This window comes from Corynebacterium vitaeruminis DSM 20294, from assembly GCF_000550805.1.
In the GTDB taxonomy this organism is placed as follows: Bacteria; Actinomycetota; Actinomycetes; order Mycobacteriales; family Mycobacteriaceae; genus Corynebacterium; species Corynebacterium vitaeruminis.
The window spans coordinates 1,015,915-1,033,087 of sequence record NZ_CP004353.1 but is presented as its reverse complement, the minus strand read 5'-3'; the positions used below and the strand labels follow the sequence as shown (position 1 = coordinate 1,033,087).

The 17,173-nt window shown below is 67.0% G+C and carries 16 protein-coding genes; 5 read left to right on the top strand and 11 right to left on the bottom strand.

Annotation, left to right across the window (positions count from 1 at the left end):
- Position 1: 1 nt before the first annotated feature.
- Positions 2–1,201 (bottom strand): acyl-CoA dehydrogenase family protein, encoded by a 1,200-nt coding sequence (locus tag B843_RS04830; RefSeq protein WP_025252390.1) that lies wholly within the window; start codon positions 1,199–1,201, stop codon positions 2–4.
- Between the two features lie 98 nt (positions 1,202–1,299).
- Here B843_RS04830 and B843_RS04825 point away from each other — a divergent pair, with 98 nt between their 5' ends.
- The 3 genes from B843_RS04825 to B843_RS04815 all read left to right on the top strand — a co-directional run bounded on the left by B843_RS04825 (position 1,300) and on the right by B843_RS04815 (position 4,313).
- A complete protein-coding gene (locus B843_RS04825; RefSeq protein ID WP_025252389.1) occupies positions 1,300–1,869 on the top strand; it encodes a TetR/AcrR family transcriptional regulator in 570 nt (189 codons plus the stop codon).
- 149 nt (positions 1,870–2,018) lie between these two features.
- A complete protein-coding gene (locus B843_RS04820) occupies positions 2,019–3,758 on the top strand; it encodes an AMP-binding protein (RefSeq protein ID WP_025252388.1) in 1,740 nt (579 codons plus the stop codon).
- Between the two features lie 48 nt (positions 3,759–3,806).
- A complete protein-coding gene (locus B843_RS04815; protein WP_231494021.1) occupies positions 3,807–4,313 on the top strand; it encodes a MarR family winged helix-turn-helix transcriptional regulator in 507 nt (168 codons plus the stop codon).
- Here the strand turns inward: B843_RS04815 and B843_RS04810 are convergent.
- Genes B843_RS04810 through B843_RS04785 form a run of 6 tightly spaced genes read right to left on the bottom strand, consistent with a single transcriptional unit; the run spans position 4,310 to position 9,837 of the window.
- The gene (locus B843_RS04810) at positions 4,310–4,879 is read right to left on the bottom strand and encodes a TetR/AcrR family transcriptional regulator (RefSeq protein WP_025252386.1); all 570 of its coding nucleotides are present in this window, start codon (positions 4,877–4,879) and stop codon (positions 4,310–4,312) included. The genes B843_RS04815 and B843_RS04810 overlap by 4 nt on opposite strands.
- Positions 4,880–4,889: 10 nt before the next feature.
- Positions 4,890–5,561: an ABC transporter ATP-binding protein gene (locus B843_RS04805; RefSeq protein ID WP_025252385.1), complete on the bottom strand. Its 672-nt coding sequence runs from the start codon at positions 5,559–5,561 to the stop codon at positions 4,890–4,892.
- Positions 5,558–6,706 (bottom strand): ABC transporter permease, encoded by a 1,149-nt coding sequence (locus tag B843_RS04800; RefSeq protein ID WP_025252384.1) that lies wholly within the window; start codon positions 6,704–6,706, stop codon positions 5,558–5,560. The genes B843_RS04805 and B843_RS04800 overlap by 4 nt, the downstream gene beginning before the upstream one ends.
- Before the next feature lie 60 nt (positions 6,707–6,766).
- Entirely contained in the window at positions 6,767–7,540 is a 774-nt protein-coding gene (locus B843_RS04795; protein ID WP_025252383.1) for an enoyl-CoA hydratase, read from the bottom strand.
- 8 nt (positions 7,541–7,548) lie between these two features.
- Positions 7,549–8,595, bottom strand: a complete 1,047-nt coding sequence (locus B843_RS04790) for a 3-hydroxyisobutyryl-CoA hydrolase (protein WP_025252382.1) — start codon at positions 8,593–8,595, stop codon at positions 7,549–7,551.
- A 57-nt stretch (positions 8,596–8,652) separates the two neighbouring features.
- The gene (locus B843_RS04785; RefSeq protein ID WP_025252381.1) at positions 8,653–9,837 is read right to left on the bottom strand and encodes an acetyl-CoA C-acyltransferase; all 1,185 of its coding nucleotides are present in this window, start codon (positions 9,835–9,837) and stop codon (positions 8,653–8,655) included.
- Positions 9,838–9,991: 154 nt separating this feature from the next.
- Here B843_RS04785 and B843_RS04780 point away from each other — a divergent pair, with 154 nt between their 5' ends.
- Positions 9,992–10,813, top strand: a complete 822-nt coding sequence (locus B843_RS04780; protein ID WP_244877354.1) for an NADPH-dependent oxidoreductase — start codon at positions 9,992–9,994, stop codon at positions 10,811–10,813.
- Here B843_RS04780 and B843_RS04775 read toward each other — a convergent pair whose 3' ends face one another.
- Positions 10,814–11,467, bottom strand: a complete 654-nt coding sequence (locus tag B843_RS04775) for a membrane protein (RefSeq protein WP_025252379.1) — start codon at positions 11,465–11,467, stop codon at positions 10,814–10,816.
- A 55-nt stretch (positions 11,468–11,522) separates the two neighbouring features.
- Positions 11,523–13,265: a hypothetical protein gene (locus B843_RS04770; protein WP_025252378.1), complete on the bottom strand. Its 1,743-nt coding sequence runs from the start codon at positions 13,263–13,265 to the stop codon at positions 11,523–11,525.
- Between the two features lie 335 nt (positions 13,266–13,600).
- On the opposite strand from B843_RS04770, the gene B843_RS04765 reads away from it, so the two are divergent.
- A complete protein-coding gene (locus tag B843_RS04765) occupies positions 13,601–15,031 on the top strand; it encodes a glyceraldehyde-3-phosphate dehydrogenase (protein WP_025252377.1) in 1,431 nt (476 codons plus the stop codon).
- A 39-nt stretch (positions 15,032–15,070) separates the two neighbouring features.
- Here B843_RS04765 and rraA read toward each other — a convergent pair whose 3' ends face one another.
- Together rraA and aceA are read right to left on the bottom strand one after the other, a co-directional pair.
- Positions 15,071–15,553 carry a ribonuclease E activity regulator RraA gene (rraA, locus tag B843_RS04760; protein WP_025252376.1) on the bottom strand — a complete coding sequence of 161 codons (483 nt, stop codon included), beginning with the start codon at positions 15,551–15,553 and terminating at the stop codon, positions 15,071–15,073.
- Positions 15,554–15,662: 109 nt separating this feature from the next.
- The gene (gene aceA, locus B843_RS04755) at positions 15,663–16,958 is read right to left on the bottom strand and encodes an isocitrate lyase (RefSeq protein WP_025252375.1); all 1,296 of its coding nucleotides are present in this window, start codon (positions 16,956–16,958) and stop codon (positions 15,663–15,665) included.
- Between the last annotated feature and the right edge of the window lie 215 nt (positions 16,959–17,173).

Genomic DNA, 17,173 nt, shown 5'->3' with positions numbered 1-17,173 from the left:
TTTAGGCGAAGGCGGACTGGCCGGTGATGGCGCGGCCGACGATGAGCGAGTTGATGTCGTAGGTCCCCTCGTAGGTGAAGAGGATCTCGGCGTCCGACATGAGCTTGGACAGGTCGTACTGGGTGAGGATGCCGTTGCCGCCGCCAATGTTGCGGCCGGCCGCGGCGGACTCGCGGGCCAGGCGGGTGGTGGTGGCCTTGGCCAGCGCCGCGTACGGCATCTCGAGCTTGCCCTGCTCCTGCACCCACGCCACCTGCGCCATCATGGCCAGCGAGGCGGAGGCGTTGCCGAGGATGCGGGACAGCGCCTCCTGGATGAGCTGGAACTTCGCGATGGGCTTGCCGAACTGCTCGCGGGCGAGCGCGTACTCGCGGGCCTTGTCGAAGATGCCGAGCTGGATGCCGGCGCCCTGCCAGCCCACCCACGCGCGCGAGTTCTTCAGGTAGATGTTCACGGCCTTGAAGCTCGCCGCGCCCGGGATGAGGTTGCCCTCGGGGATCTCCACGTTGTCGAAGCTGAGGTCCGCGTTCTGCATGACGCGCAGGCCCATCTTTCGATCGATTTTTCGCTTGTCGACGCCCTCACGGTCGAGCTCCACGATGAACCCCTTGACCTCGTTGTCCGCGACATCGCGGGCGAACACGATGGCGAAGTCGGCGAAGGTGCCGCCGCCGATCCAACGCTTCTCGCCGTTGATGACCCAGCCGTTCTCGGTCTTGGTGGCGGTGGTGGCCAGGCCGCCCGCGATGTCGGAGCCGTGGTCGGGCTCGGTGAGCGCGAAGCAGCCGACTTTCTCGAACACGCGCAGGCCGTCGAGCCAGGTCGCGCGCTGCTCGTCGGAGCCGAGGTCGTTGATGAGCTGGAGGACCAGCTCGTTGTGGATGCCCACGAGGGCGGACAGGGACACGTCGGCGCGGGTGACCTCGGCGTAGACGAGGCCGCGGTAGAGGCGGGAGAAGCCGGAGAACTCCAGCTCGCCCAGGCCGTGGGCGGCGAGCTTGGGCAGAAGGTCGAAGGGGAACTCCTCGCGGTCCCAGTACTCGCCGACGACGGGGCGGACCTCCGTCTGGAGGAAGGTGTGGATCTCCTGCAGCTTCGCCTGCTCCTCATCGGTGAGGCGGTCGGCGACGCCGAGGATGTCCGCGTGCGGGAAGGGGACGTTCTCGAGCTGGACGAGGGTGGAATCTAGGATGGGTGGCATGGCTGTTACTCCTTTACAGAGCGGCAAACTGTACGATTTAATTGCATATCGTACAGGCAACTATGACACCCGTCACTACTTTTCCGGAAAATCCCCCCATGACTACCTCATCCACATTGAGCCCCCGGCAGCGAACGCTCTTTAATCAGATCCTCTCCGACTTCCTCGCCCACGGCTTCGCCGACTTCACCATCGACAAGGCCACGAGGGACTATCACTGCTCCAAGTCGACCATTTATGCCCTCGGCCGGAGCAAGGAGGCCATCGTGCGGCGGATACTCGTGAGCTTCTTCAAGGAGGTCACCCGCCGCACGGAGCTGACGATCACCCCCGCCAAGACCCCGCAGGCCTGCATCCGGGACTACTTCGACGCCATCACCACCGCGCTCGAGCCCGCGTCACCTGCGTTTATGTCGGACCTGGCAAGCACCGCGATCGGCAGGGAGATCTACGAGACCAACACGAAGGCGGCGACGGAGAAGATCACCGAGCTCATCGCCCGCGGGATGGAGCGCGGGGATTTCCGCCCGCTCAACGCCCCGCTCGTGGCCGCGATCGTGGGACATAGCCTCGAGCACATCCAGCAGGGCGACTACGAATCGGTCTCCGACGCCCACCTGGCCTACAAGGAGCTGGGCTCGCTCATCCTCGGTGGGATCGTAGCCTAAGTTACCCCCGCCACATGGCCCAGATCACATTTTTTCCTCCAATCCCTCGCATTTATTTCAACTTGCAAGTATTGTAAGTGGGACGCAGGTCACATTTATTGGAAAACCTGAGCTACACCACCACATTTATCGGATTCTTGGAGGAAAAGATGTCCACCACCACGACTGTTGCTGAGCAGTTCGCCCAGGCGCGCGACTTCCTCGTGCGCAACCAGACCGACTACGAGGCGGCCCGCGCAGGCTTCGAGTGGCCCCGCTTCGAGCACTTCAACTTCGCCCTCGACTGGTTCGACCACCTGGCCACCGACGAGGCCTCCAAGGATCGCGAGGCGCTGGTCATCTGCGAGATCGACGGCACCAGCACCCGCCGCACCTTCGCCAAGCTCTCCCGCCGCTCCAACCAGCTGGCCAACTGGCTCATCGATAAGGGCGTGCAGCGCGGCGACCGCGTGATGCTCATGCTCAACAACCAGGTCGAGCTGTGGGAGTGCATGCTCGCCTGCATCAAGGCCGGCTTCGTCCTCAACCCCGCCACCGCGATGCTCGGCGGCGCCGACCTCCAGGACCGCACCGAGCGCGCGGGCATCTCCTGGGTCGTGGCCAACGCCGAGGACGCCGAGAAGTTCCAAGAGGTGACCGGCGAGTTCACCATGATCCAGGTCGGCGACGAGCCGGACGCGCAGACGGCGCACCCGACCCTGCGCTACAGCGACTCCTACTCCGCCTCCGAGGAGTTCACCCCGACCCAGGAGACCCCTGCGGACGAGACCCTGCTGCTCTACTTCACCTCCGGCACCACCTCCAAGGCGAAGCTGGTCGAGCACACCCACACCTCCTACCCCGTCGGCCACCTGACCACCATGTACTGGATCGGCCTCCAGCCGGGCGACGTGCACCTCAACGTGGCCGCCCCGGGCTGGGCCAAGCACGCGTGGTCGAACTTCTTCGCGCCGTGGATCGCGGGAGCGACCGTGTTCCTGTACAACTACACCCGCTTCGACGCCGCGGCGCTTATGGACAAGATGGACGAGGAGGCGGTCACCAGCTTCTGCGCCCCGCCGACCGTGTGGCGCATGCTCGTCCAGGCGGATCTCGGCCGGATGAAGAACCCGCCGAAGAAGCTCGTCGCCGCCGGCGAGCCGCTCAACCCAGAGCTCATCTCCACCATTGAGAAGGCCTGGAAGACCTCCGTCCGCGACGGCTTCGGCCAGACCGAGACCACCCTTCAGGTGGCCAACACCCCGGGCCAGCTGGTCAAGCCGGGCTCCATGGGCCGCCCGCTGCCGGGCATGGAGGTCGTGCTCATCGACCCGGCCACCGACGAGATCGGCGACCACGGCGAGATCTGCCTGAAGATCGACCCGCGCCCGGTGGGGCTCACCCCCGGCTACTTCGGCGACCCGGACAAGAACGCCGAGGTCTTCCGCGACGGCTACTACCACACCGGCGACACCGCCGAGCGCGACGCGGACGGCTACATCTTCTACATCGGCCGCGCCGACGACGTGTTCAAGGCCTCCGACTACCGCCTGTCCCCGTTCGAGCTCGAGTCCGTGGTCATCGAGCACGCGGCGGTCGCCGAGGTCGCCGTCGTGCCGTCGCCGGACCCCATCCGCCTGGCGGTGCCCAAGGCCTACGTCGCGCTGGCGCCGGGCTACGAGCCCAACGCCGAGGTCGCCGAGGCGATCCTCAAGCACTGCCGCGACGGCCTGGCCCCGTACAAGCGCATCCGCCGCCTGGAGTTCTACGAGCTCCCGAAGACGGTCTCGGGCAAGATCCGCCGCGTGGACCTGCGCAAGCGCGAGAAGGAGATCCACGCCGCCGACGAGGGCGCGACCACCGCGAGCACCGAGTACTCGGATGCGGACTTCCCGTCGCTCAAGGGCTAACTTGGAATAGTTCCCCCTTTAAGAAATTCCCGTGGAGACCCCTTGCCCTTGACCCGACTAACCATCGACACCACCGCCGAAGCCCGGCGCAATTGGGAGGCCTTCGGCTGGCCCGAGGCCGCGCCGGGCGTCGAGGCCCTGACCTCCGTCATCCGCAGCGCGCAGCTCATGCGGCAGCGGGCCGAGGAGTTCCTGAAGCCGTTTGGCATCAGCTTCCCGCGCTACGAGCTGCTGGCGGTGCTGATGTTCTCGCGCTCGGGGGCGATGCCCATGACCAAGGCCAGCGCGCGCCTGCACCTGCCCGCGGCCTCGGTCACGCACTCGGTGGCGCAGCTGGAGAAGTCCGGTCTGGTGGAGCGCCGCCCAGATCCCAAGGACGGGCGCGGCACGCTCGTCTCCATCACCGACCAGGGCATCGCGCTGGTGTCCGCCGCGACCCCGGAGCTCAACCGGTATTTCCAGGCGCTTGGCCTCGACGCGGCGGAGCTGGAGCAGCTGAAGGCGCTGCTCAACAAGGTGCGCCGAGTCCACGGGGACGTGGTCGAGGGCTCCTAGGGCAGGAACCGGGCCAGCGCCCGGCCCACCGCGGCCCGGTCCTGGCCCTCCAGGATGAGCCGCGCCGCGGAGTGGATGGCCGAGTCGAGCAGGCTCGAGTAGGGATCCGCCTCGCGCTCCGGGATGCCGGCGGCGACCAAGGCGTCGATAAGCGCGGGCCGCAAGGCCTCGTGGGCGGCAACCACCTGCTCGTCGCGGAATGCCTCCGGCTCCTGGGACGCCGCGTGCATGAGCGCGTCCTCCTGCCACTTGGCAAAGAGATCGAGGTTGGACTCCACGTAGGCCTCGAGCCTGGCGCGGGGGTCCTCGCCCGCCTGCGCCATCGCCTGCCCCACCCCGGCTTCCCACCTGCGCATGAAGCGCGTGAGCAGCTGCGCGACCAGCTCCGTCTTCGAAGACACGTACTGGTAGACGCTCGAGCGGGCGAGCCCCACGCGCTTGGCCACCTCGCCCACCGTGGGCACGCTTCCGTGGGATTCCACGATGGCCTCGAGCGCGGCGTCGAGGATCAGCTGGTGCTGATTCTCGCGGTGCTCGGCGACGGTGGGCGCGGTGATCTTGGGCATGGGGTCGATTCTAGCGGTAGGGGCGCAGCCGGCCGTCGACCATCTCGTAGACGCGGTCGCAGTGGCCTAGGATGTCGTGGTCGTGGGTGACCATGACGGTGCCCACCCCGCCCGCGTGCGTCTCCTCGGCGAGCAGCCGCACGATTTCTTGTGATTTCTGCTGGTCAAGCGCCGCGGTGGGCTCGTCGACGAGCAGCAGGTCGGGATCCCCGACCAGCGCGCGGGCGATGCCGACCCGCTGGCGCTCGCCGCCGGACAGGGTGCCCGGCCTGCTTCCGGCCTTGTGGCCCATGCCAACGGCGTCGAGAAGCTCCTCGGGCGACTTGCTGCCGGCCTTTCCGATGATCCTGGCCGCCAAGACGAGCTGCTCGCGGCTGGTCAGCGCCGAGGGCAGGTTGCCGGACTGGAACACGAAGCCGATGTGCTCCTTGCGCAGGGCGGTGAGCTCCTTGTCCTTCTTCCCGCCAAGCGGCTCGCCGCCGATGGTGACCTCGCCGTCATCCGGGGTGGTCAGCGCCCCCGCGATGGCAAGCAGGGTGGACTTGCCGCTGCCGGAGGGGCCGACGATGGCGACGAACTCTCCCCTGCCGACGGTGAGGTCGACGTGGTCGAGGGCGGTGACGGTCGAGTCGCCGTCGCCGTAGGACTTGCTCACGTTGGTGAGTTCGAGTGCGGTGGTCATCGGTTCTCCCCCAGTGCGGACAGCGGATCGGTGCGGGTAACTTGCAGGACGGCGACGGCGGCGCCGATCATGCCGAAGACGAACAGCAACGCCGTGCCGGTGGCCACGGGCCCGGCCTCGATCGCGAACGGCATCGCGGTGGTCTCGAGCCAGGAGGCCATGGCCAACGCGATGGCCACGCCGACGAGGATCGAGGCAACCAGGATCATGAAGGCCTGCCCGAGGCTATCGCGCAGGAGGAAGCCCTTGGTGGCGCCCATGGCCCGCATGACGGCGATGTCGCCCGCGCGCTGGATCGTCCACACGAGGAAGAAGGCGCCGGTGACCAGCGCCGCGATGGCGTAGAGGAACCACTGGATGAGCGACATCGTCATCGACTCGGCGAGGTAGCCGGGCGAGGACTCGTAGGCCGTCTTCATCGGGCGGGCGTCGGTGCCCGGGACGGCGGAAAGATCGAAGTTCTTGCCGCGGATCACGACCACGCTGGCCTCCGAGTACGCCTCGGGGCGGGCGGCCTCGCCGGCGCGGGCGCCCGCGTGGACCTCCTGCCAGACGTCGATGGGAAGGTAGGCCACGTCGACGTGCCCGAAGGTGCGCTGGTTGTCGGTGAACCCGACCACGGTGAGCGTGGTTCCCAGGCGATCGAGGGTGAGCGTGTCGCCGAGCTTCAGGCCCTCCTCCTTGAGGGTCTCGGAGACCACGACCTCGTGCGCGGTCGGGGTGGGCTGGCCGTCGGTGCGCGCGGCGAGGGCGGGGATTGACTCGCCCTCGGCCGGCGCGGGGTCGAGGAAGGACCCGGGCTGCACGCCGAAGAGGGTGAGGTCGACCGGGGTGCCGTCGGAATTCTTGGCATTCACGATGGACAGGCCCAGCGGCGCCGCGTCCTCGACGCCTGCGACCTCCTTCCACTTCTCCGTCGCCGAGAGATCGAGCACCGAGCGGGTGAAGGCGGAGTCCGACTTCGTCCCCTCCTCGAACGCGACCGCCTGGGCACCTGCCGCCTTCAGTGAGGAGACGCCGTCGTTGACCAAACCTGCGGACAGACCCGAGATGATGACGATGAGGATGGACATGAGCGCCAACACACCACCGACCATGAGGAATCGTGCCCGCGCGAACCATATTTCACGCAAAGCTAAGAACATGGCCCGGATGTTACCGACACCGTGTCGGTAAAGCCACCGGCTACCCCAAAACGGACGGCCCTAGCTGTGGGTGAACGTGGGGTCCCGCTTCTCGACGAAGGCCGCCATGCCCTCCGCCTGGTCGTTGGAGGCAAAGCCCGAGTGGAACAGGCGGCGCTCGAAGTTGATGCCCTGCGCGAGCGTCGTCTCGAAGGCGGCGTTGACGGCCTCCTTCACCATCTGGGAGGCGACCAGCGACTTCGACGCGATGAGCTCGGCGGTGGCTGCCACCTCCTCCAGCAGCGAATCCGCGGGCACGACGCGGGCCACGAGCCCCGCGCGCTCGGCTTCCTCGGCCCCCATCATGCGGCCGGTCAGGCACATCTCCATGGCCTTGGCCTTGCCCACCGCGCGGGTGAGCCGCTGGCTGCCGCCCATGCCCGGGATCACGCCCAGGTTGATCTCCGGCTGGCCGAACTTGGCGCGGTCGCCGGCGATGATGAAGTCGCACATCATGGCCAGCTCGCAGCCGCCGCCGAGGGCGTAGCCGTTGACCGCGGCGATGACCGGGGTACGCAGGCGGGTGAAGTCCTCCCAGCCGGCGAACCAGTTGCTCGTGTACATGTCGGTGGCGCCCATCGACGCCATCTCCTTGATGTCCGCGCCCGCGGCGAAGGCCTTCTCGGAGCCGGTGACGACGATGCAGCCGATGCCCGGGTCGACGTCGAGCTCGCGGCCCGCGGCGACGATCTCGCGCATGGTCGCGTCGTTGAGCGCGTTGAGCGCCTTCGGGCGGTTGAGGGTGATGGTGGCGACGCGCCCGCGCACGTCGACGAGGATGTTTTCGTAGGTCATGGTCTCCCCTAAGTGATGGTCAGTGGTTCGATGTCGGTCGCTTGCAGCTCGCCGAGGATGCCTTCTACCAGTTGCTTTTCGACGTCGGCCAAGGTTGGCGGCGTCCACTGCGGATTGCGGTCCTTGTGGATGATCTGGGCGCGGACCCCCTCGACGAAGTCCGGGTAGGAATGCATGTTGTTGGAGACGATGAACTCCTCCTCCAGCGCCTCCTTCAAGGTTTTGCCCTCGGCGTTGCGAATGTACTCGAGGGTGACCTTCACCGCCACGGGGCTGTTGCGCCGGATGCGCTTGGCTGCGTCGGCCGCGAACGCGGCGTCGGAGGCGTCGAGGGCAGCGAGGATTTCCTCGACGGTGTCGTGCGCGTAGGCCGCCTCGATTACCTCGACCTCCCCGCCGAAGGCCTCGCCGGGGTCCCCAGCGAACCCCTGGAGCGCGCCGATGCCGTCGGTGGCCAGCGCCTCGACGAGCTCCTCGATGCGCGCCTCCGGGACGTAGACGTCGGCCATGCCCGCGGCGATCGCCTCGGCGGCGCCGACGTGGACGCCGGTCAGCCCCAGGTGGATCCCGAGGTTGTGTGGCGCGTTGGCCAGTAGGAACGAGCCGCCGACGTCGGGATTGAAGCCGATGCCGGTCTCGGGCATGCCCACGCGGGTGGAGTCGGTGACGACGCGGTGGGAGCCGTGGGCGGACACGCCGATGCCGCCGCCCAGGACGATGCCGTGCATGATGGCCACGTACGGCTTGGGAAAGCTCGCGATGTCGTGGTTGAGCTGATACTCGTCCCGCCAGAACTGCGCGCCCTCGCGCCCGCCCTCCTTAGCGTCGCGGTAGAGCTCGGCGATGTCGCCGCCCGCGCACAGCGCGCGCTCGCCCGCCCCGCGGAGGATGACCAGCTCGACGCCGTCGTCCTCGCGGAAGCCCTTCAGCGCCCTGTCCATCTCGAGGACCATCGGGTAGTTGAGCGCGTTGAGCGCCCTGGGCCGATTGAGCGTGATGATTCCGGCCTTGCCGCGGCGTTCGACGAGGACCTCGGGTGCTGCTTCGTTCGTCATTCTTCTCCCCTCACGTTGTACACGTCACACCGTAATTACTTCAATATCAAAATACTATTACTCGGCCTCGAGCAGGAGCGCCTCGCCCTGGCCGCCGCCGCCACACAGGGCGATCCCGGCGCGGGAGGCCTTCCCGGCGGCAAGCTGGAGCGCCGCGTGACCCGCCAGGCGGGCACCGGAGGCGCCGATCGGGTGGCCGAGCGCCACGGCGCCGCCCTGGGGGTTGACGATGTCGGTATTGAGCCCCAGCACCCGCGCCGAGTGCACGGCCACGGCGGCGAAGGCCTCGTTGATCTCGACGAGGTCGAGGTCGGAGGCCAGCCAGCCCTCGCGGTCGAGGGCGACCTGCAGGGCCTGCGCGGGCTTTTGCTGCAGGGAGTGGTCGGGGCCCGCGATCTGGCCCGGCGCGCGCACGGCGGCGAGGATGGTCAGCCCCTTCTGCTCCGCGTGGGCGCGGGTGGTGAGCACGACGGCGGCGGCGCCGTCGGAGATCTGCGAGGAGTTTCCGGCGGTGATCGTGCCCTCCTTCTTGAAGGCCGGGCGCAGGGCGCCAAGGCTCTCGGCGGTGGCGTCGGGGCGCACGCCCTCGTCGCGGGTGACGGTGATCTCGCCCTTGCGGGTCTTGATGGTCACCGGGACGATCTCTTCGTCGAAGCCGCCGGCCTCGGCGGTGGCGTGGGCGCGCTGGTGGGACCAGGCGGACAGCTGATCCTGCTCCTCGCGCGTGACCGGGTGCAGCTCGGAGAAGTCCTCGCTGAGCGCGCCCATGGAGACGCCGTCGTAGGCGCTGCTCAGGCCGTCGTACTCCATGTGGTCGACCATGGTGGCGGGGCCGAACTTCACCCCGGCGCGCACGCTGGCCAGGTGCGGGGCATTGGTCATGGACTCCATGCCGCCCGCGACGACGACGGTGGCCTCGCCGGAGCGCAGCAGGCGCGCGCCATCGATGACGGCCGTGAGCCCGGACAGGCAGACCTTGTTGACGGTGAGCGTGTGGGCCTCCTCGCGCACGCCGCCCGCCAGGGCCGCCTGCTTGGTGGGGTTCTGGCCCACGCCCGCCTGCAGCACCTGGCCGAAGATCACGGCGTCCACCTCGTCGCCGGACACCCCGGCGCGCTCGAGCGCCCCGCGGATGGCGATCCCGCCCAGCTCGGTGGCCTTGAGCCCCGCGAGCGAGCCCAGGAGCCTGCCGAAGGGGGTGCGCGCGACACCTACGATTACAACGTCATCAGGAGACTTCATGTCCCACTCCTTCCGATTAGTACGATTTAACCGCATATCGTACAGCTAGAGTGTGACTCGCGCCACCTTAAGGTTCATTTCCTTCTCCCCCGATACCCCTTAGCCCACCCTGCGCTAGCCTTGACCCCACGACCACCGTTGAAGGAGAAAGAACGTGAACCCAGCCACCGACGTCACCACCGACGCCCCCACCGACCAGCTGTGCACCGCGCCGAGCGCCCCCATCAGCAATCCGACGATCGACCAGCAGCTGCGCCACCGCACCATCCGCCAATATCAGGACAAGCCGCTGCCCGCCGAGGTGCTCGACACCCTGCTCACGGTCGCCCGCCACGGCGCGACCTCCTCCTTCTTCCAGCACTTCAGCATCATCCACGTCACCGACCCGGCGGTGCGCGAGCAGATGTACCTCAGCTCCGGCCAGCCCTACGTCGGCGGCACCAAGGCAGACCTCTTCGTCTTCGTCATCGACCTACACCGCAACGCGGAGATCCGCCGGGCGGCGGGCAAGGACCTCGAGCCGCTCACGCGCACCGGCGTGTTCTTCCAGGGCTACCAGGACACGATGATCGCGGCGCAGAACATGGTGGTGGCGGCCGAGTCCATGGGGCTGGGCACCACCTACCTGGGTTCGCTCACCAACGACGTCGAGCGCGTCATCGAGGCGCTCAAGCTGCCCGACTACACCTTCCCGGCGGTCGGCATGCTGGTGGGCTACCCGGACCAGACCCCGCAGTTCAAGCCGCGCCTGCCGCGGGCGCTGACCGTGGGCGAGAACGCTTACCCGGAGCTCGGCGAGCACGCCGAGGAGCTCGCGGCCTACGACCAGACCGTGCAGGAGTACTACGACCTGCGCGACGCTAACAACCGCGTGGATTCCTTCTCCAACCAGGTGGCCAACAACCTGGGCAAGGGCCCGTTCGTCGAGAGCGACGTGCGGGCGGTCCTCCTCCGCCAGGGGCTGTGCCTGAAGTAGTCAGAGGTGGACGATGCCGAGGCCGATGAGCACCGCGGAGACGATGTAGCCCGCCCAGTTGTTCACGGCCTCGCCGTGGTTGCGCATCCACTCAAAGCCACGTCCCGCAGGCGATTCCGGGTAGTGGCGAACAAAACCCACCCCGACCGCCGTGAGCGCTGGCAGGCTGAGCGCCAGGCTGGCGTAGAAGAACATGCCTAGGTAGCGCACCGCCACGGAGAAGCCGCCCACGCTGAGCACCGCGATGCCGCCGAAGAAGGGCACCGAGGTCAGCGACTGGATCACGCCGAGGAAGAACCCGGCGAAGAAGGTCTTTGCCGTGGGCGTCTGCACCGGCGGCAGGAGCCGCTCCAAGAGCCCCGAGTTGTCGCCGCCGCGGAACGTCATGATCGCGCCGAGCACACCCACCGCGATGAGGATGATGCCGAAGACGGGCGAATCCAGCACCCGCCGGACCGTCTCCTGCACCCCGTCGAAGACGAACATGGTGGCCAGCGACAGGAGGAAGACCCCCATCCAGTCGCCGCCGACCAACAGCGCCATGATCCGGCCGTACTTGCCGCCGCGGGGAAGCAGGACGCCGATGGCGACGATGAGCCCGATGAGCAAGACGTTGACGGAATCCATCAACGCGAAACTAACGGCATGCCACATGAACTCTTCGTTCCCCTTTGCGCAGTCAAGTAAAGTCGAACGGCCAGTCTACCCCCTACCTGCTTATCCGAGAGATGGTGTCGATCTCGAGGCAATGCCGAAGGTCGAGGTGGAAGTCGCTGGCGCGCTGCCACGCGGTCGGGTCCACGACCGCGTCCTCGGAAAACGAGTAGTAGACCTGCGTGTCGAAACGCGCCCCGCACAGCTTGTGCGGCGGGAAGGCGTGCGCCTCGTGGACGAGGATGCGGCTGAACGGGAAGTAGAACTCCGTGAACAGCTTGTCCAGGCTGCCGTAGAACAGCTTGCAGTAGTAGGTCAGGGGCTTGCGGAACAGCAGCGTGATCTCGTGGAAAGTGAACTCGCTGCTCTCGAGGGCGTAGTAGAAGTTCTCAAATCCCTCCACGCGGCCCTCCGCCTCCACCGTGCGGTAGACGATCGAGCACAGGGCATCGAACGGCTCGTCGTCCACGTCGATGCAGTCCAGGACCTGGTGCTCGCCCAGCATCGACCCGAGCTCCGCCCGCGCCGAGCCCATGGGGGCCACGAGGTAGGTGAGCACCTCGTCCAGCTCGCACTCCGCGGACACGTCGACGATCCGCGCCAGCCTGCTCGCCGGGTTGTTGTCGATGTAGATCAGGTTGACGCCGGCGGAGACGAGGTCGACCACCGTGCCCGCGCCGAGCGGGTCGGCCTCGCGCATGGTCGAGGTGGGGTGCATGCTGATCCACATCCGGTCGCTCAGCGCGCCCAGCGCCCCCGACACGTCCGCGGAGACAAGCCCGAAGCGCTCCACCATGGTGGGCTCGTCGCGCATGAGGGTGCGCACGTCCTGCATCGGCCGCAGCGGGTCAAGGTGCATGGGAAGCTGCTCCCCCGTGATGGCCTTGGAAAGTCCCGCGAGGTACAGCGCCGGATTCAGGAAGGCGGAGCTGTTCTCCGCGCGCAGGCCGTCCTCCTCCTCGTAGACCGGAAGGAGGTAGAGCGGCGCCTCAAAGTCCCTGCCCGCCCAGCTGTAGCGCTTGGCGCCCAGCGTGAGGTAGAGCTGGACGGTGTCGCTCATCGGGAGGTGGACGTTGATGCCGCCCAAGTCGGCGTCGAAGACGCGGTTGGTTTCGTCGTCGAGCAGCCCCACAAAGAATTCGCTTTCCGACGCCACAGGTCCCACGACCGCATCCGGATGATCGAGGTTGAGGAGGACGTTGGCGGGGTGGCGGAACTCCATCCTCCGGGATTGCTCCACGTACGCCGCCCTCTCGGGGCGCGCCGTAGGCGCTTGCCGTCGATAAGCACCCGCCTGAACGACGAAACCGGGACGATTGAGGAACGCCCAGCCCCGTTCGAGCACCTCCTCGAAGAGCGAATTCTCGAGGTCCGAGACGGTGACGGGGAGCGCAAGCAGCCTTCCCTGCTGCAGCTGATCGCGGATCTGCGCGGCCGGGAGGGGAAGCGAATGGAACTCCTGCGGGGTGGTGAGCACGGCGGGCACGTCCGAATACGGCCCAGCCAGGCTGACGGTGTAGAACCCCAGGCGCGCGAGGAGGAAGCTGAACGCCTGGCGCAGCTCGGCGTCGCTGCACGACCGCCCCGCCAGAACCTGCGCGACGCTGCGGCCTGCGTGCGGCGCCCGGTCAAAGCCCAGCTCCGCGAGCTCGTCGAAAAGCGCCTCCGCGACCTCGAGGAGGAAGTCGTAGCCGCGCAGGTACACCTCGCAGTCGTCGAACGTGAGCCGTTCGCACACCCCGATGAGGATCGATTCGTAGGCGAGCTCCACCTCTACCGGCAACTCCCTGTCCTGCATCGCGCCACCTTCTTTCTTTTTCAGCCACACCTTAGGTCGTTTGTGCGACACCCGCCGTTAACGGCTTCGAACACCCATACGGGCGTCACGGTCTGTGACATGGGGCGTTTGGGGGCCCTCCCCTTATTTTTTACCCCCAAATTCCGCCCCCCGACGGCGGTCATGATTTACGATTACGGATATGCCCATTGTGGTGCATGTTTGTTTGTTCAACGACGTGCCGCGATGAGCCCACGCTGCGGCCGCCGTGGGGGTAATCCCCCGCCGGGCGCCGCAGTGCATCATCGGCATCGTCTCACCAACGCTTACCCCCAAAAGGAACTAAGAAGATCGTCATGGCCCAGGACTGGAACGACAAGCTCGAATCCGCACAGAAGATGCTTCCCCTGATCGGTAACCTCCACCGCCAAAGCAACGTGGTTGTCTCCGTTTTCGGTCGCCTGCTCATCGATGTCACCGACATCGACATCGTCAAGGCTCACCGCTACTCCCGCCTCGCAAACGACCGTGAGCTCACCCCGGCCGACACCCTCCCGATCCTCGAAGCCCTGACCAGCCTCAACCTGGGCACCGCCTCCATCGACCTAGGCCGCCTCGCCGCCAAGTTCGCGGAGCAGGGCGGCGACCTCGACGCCTTCCTCAAGGAGGAGCTGGCCGAGGTCATCGGCACCGCCACCGAGCGCCCGTCCAAGGACATCGTGCTCTACGGCTTCGGCCGCATCGGCCGCCTGCTCGCCCGCATCCTCATCTCCCGCGAGGCCACCTACGGCGGCGCCCGCCTGCGCGCCATCGTGGTCCGCAAGAAGTCCGCGGACGACATCATCAAGCGCGCCTCCCTGCTGCGCCGCGACTCCGTCCACGGCGCCTTCCGCGGCACCATCACCGTCGACGAGGAGAACGACGTCATCTGGGCCAACGGCACCAAGATCCAGATGATCTACGCCAACGACCCGGCCTCCATCGACTACACCGCCTACGGCATCAACGACGCCATCCTGGTAGACAACACCGGCGTGTGGCGCAACCGCGAGGGCCTGTCCCAGCACCTGCAGTCCAAGGGCATCGAGCGCGTTGTGCTCACCGCCCCGGGCAAGGGCGACCTGCGCAACGTCGTCTACGGCATCAACCACAACGACATCACCGACGAAGACACCATCGTCACCGCCGCCTCCTGCACCACTAACGGCATCACCCCGTCGCTGAAGGTCCTCAACGACCACTACGGCATCGTCTACGGCCACGTCGAGACGGTCCACTCCTTCACCAACGACCAGAACCTCATCGACAACTTCCACAAGGGCGCGCGCCGCGGCCGCGCCGCTGGCCTCAACATGGTGCTCACCGAGACCGGTGCCGCCAAGGCCGTGGCCAAGGCCCTTCCGGAGCTGGAGGGCAGGCTCACCGGCAACGCCATCCGCGTGCCCACCCCGGACGTGTCCATGGCCGTGCTCAACCTGACCCTGGAGAAGGAGGTCACCCGCGAGGAGGTCAACCACCTCATGGACCAGGTGGCGCTGCACTCCGACCTGCGCCAGCAGATCTCCTACATTGCCTCCCCGGAGGTCGTCTCCTCCGACTTCGTCGGCTCCACCCACGCGGGCATCGTCGACGGCCTGGCCACCATCGCCAACGGCAACCACCTCGTCCTCTACGTCTGGTACGACAACGAGTTCGGCTACTCCAACCAGGTCATCCGCATCGTCGAGCACCTGGCGGGCGCGCGCCCGAAGGTCCTCCCGGAGCGCATCCCCTCCGCTGAGCTCTAAGAACCAACGAAATTGCCGCCCGGTTGGGCGGCAATTTTGCTATTTGATGGGTGCTTCGGTAACGACGATGCCGTCGGCGTCGGCGTAGAGGAAGTGTCCAGGGACGAAGTCCACGCCGCCGAAGGTGAGGGTGACGTCGCGCTCCCCCTCCCCCGCCTTGGCGGACTTCCGCGGGTTGGTGCCCAAGGCCTTGACGCCGAAGGGCATCTCCTTGATCGCGGCGGAGTCGCGGATCGCTCCCAGGATGACCACGCCCGCCCATCCGTTGTCCACGCCCGCCTGGGCGATCATGTCGCCCATGAGCGCGGTGTGGACGGAGGCGTAGCCGTCGACGACGAGGACCGCCCCGTCACCGGGCGAATTGAGGATCTGCTTGACCAGTCCGTTGTCCTGGAAGCAGCGAACCGTGACGATGGGGCCGCAGAAGTCGGTCCTGCCGCCGCGGTTTTGGAACTGGGTGTCGCACGAGCGCACGTCGTCTCCGATGATGTCTACCAGGTCGGCGGTGGGGATCATCTCCATGGTTCTTCCTTTCCTATAAGAAAGAAGTGGTGTGCGCCGTCAGGTGGCGGCGCACACCACTTCTTTGTGGAGAGCGGGCCAGGGGTGGTGGCCCTATTCTATTCAGTTCTTAGTGGAACTGGCCTTCCTCGGTGGAACCCTTCAGCGCGGTGGTGGAGGAGTTCGGGTCGACGGTGGTGGCGATGCGGTCGAAGTAGCCCGCGCCAACCTCGCGCTGGTGCTTGACGGCGGTGAAGCCGCGCTCCTCGGCTGCCTTGAACTCGCGGTTCTGCAGGTCGACGAAGGCGGTCATGCCCTCGCGAGCGTAGCCGTGAGCCAGGTCGAACATGCCGTAGTTGAGGGCGTGGAAGCCTGCCAGGGTGATGAACTGGAAGGAGAAGCCCATGGCGCCGAGCTCGCGCTGGAACTTGGCGATCTCGTCCTCGTTGAGGTGAGCGGACCAGTTGAAGGACGGGGAGCAGTTGTAGGCCAGCAGCTGGTCCGGGAACTCAGCCTTGACGCCCTCAGCGAACTTCTTGGCGAGCTCGAGGTCCGGGGTGCCGGTCTCCATCCAGATCATGTCGGCGTACGGAGCGTAGGACTTCGCACGGGCGATGCAGGGCTCGAGGCCGTTCTGGACCTTGTAGAAGCCCTCGGAGGTGCGCTCGCCGGTGATGAACGGGCGGTCGCGCTCGTCCACGTCGGAGGTGATGAGGGTGGCGGCCTCGGCGTCGGTGCGGGCGATGATGACGGTCGGGGTGTTGGCGACGTCAGCGGCCAGGCGAGCGGAGGTCAGGGTGCGGATGTGCTGCTGGGTCGGGATGAGGACCTTGCCGCCCAGGTGGCCACACTTCTTCTCGGAGGCCAGCTGGTCCTCCCAGTGGGTGCCGGCGGCGCCAGCGGCGATCATGGCCTTCTGCAGCTCGTAGACGTTGAGGGCGCCACCGAAGCCGGCCTCGCCGTCAGCGACGATCGGGAGCAGCCAGTCCTCGACGGTGTCGTCGCCCTCGATGCGGGCGATCTCGTCGGCGCGGAGCAGAGCGTTGTTGATGCGACGAACGACGTTCGGGACAGAGTTGGCCGGGTACAGGGACTGGTCCGGGTAGGTGTGGCCGGAGAGGTTGGCGTCACCGGCGACCTGCCAGCCGGAGAGGTAGACGGCCTGGAGGCCAGCACGGGCCTGCTGGACGGCCATGTTGCCGGTCAGCGCGCCGAGGGAGTTGATGTAGGAGCCGTCGCGCTTGGAGACCTTCTCCCACAGAACCTCGGCGCCGCGGCGTGCGAGGGTGTGCTCCTCGACGACCTTGCCCTGAAGCTCTGCAACCTGCTCGGCGGTGTAGTCGCGGCGGATGCCCTGCCAGCGCGGGTTCTCGTCCCAATCCTTCTGGATCTCAGCTGCAGTGCGTGCCTGTCCGGTGGTGGTCATGGTGGCTCTCTTTCCTGGTCGTGTAGCCGGCCGCATGGGGCCATGAGCGAAATGCTGTGTGAGTTGCCACCGTGGGGGCTAGGCCGCTGCCGTGGTGGCGTGGCTCACACTTTGCCTCGAGTGCCCCGTCGGCGTCAACGGGTTCCGCGTGTAAATTCCGTGCGGGGGTAACGGGGGTTTTTGCTAAGATTGCAAATGCCACAGTGTTAACAAGA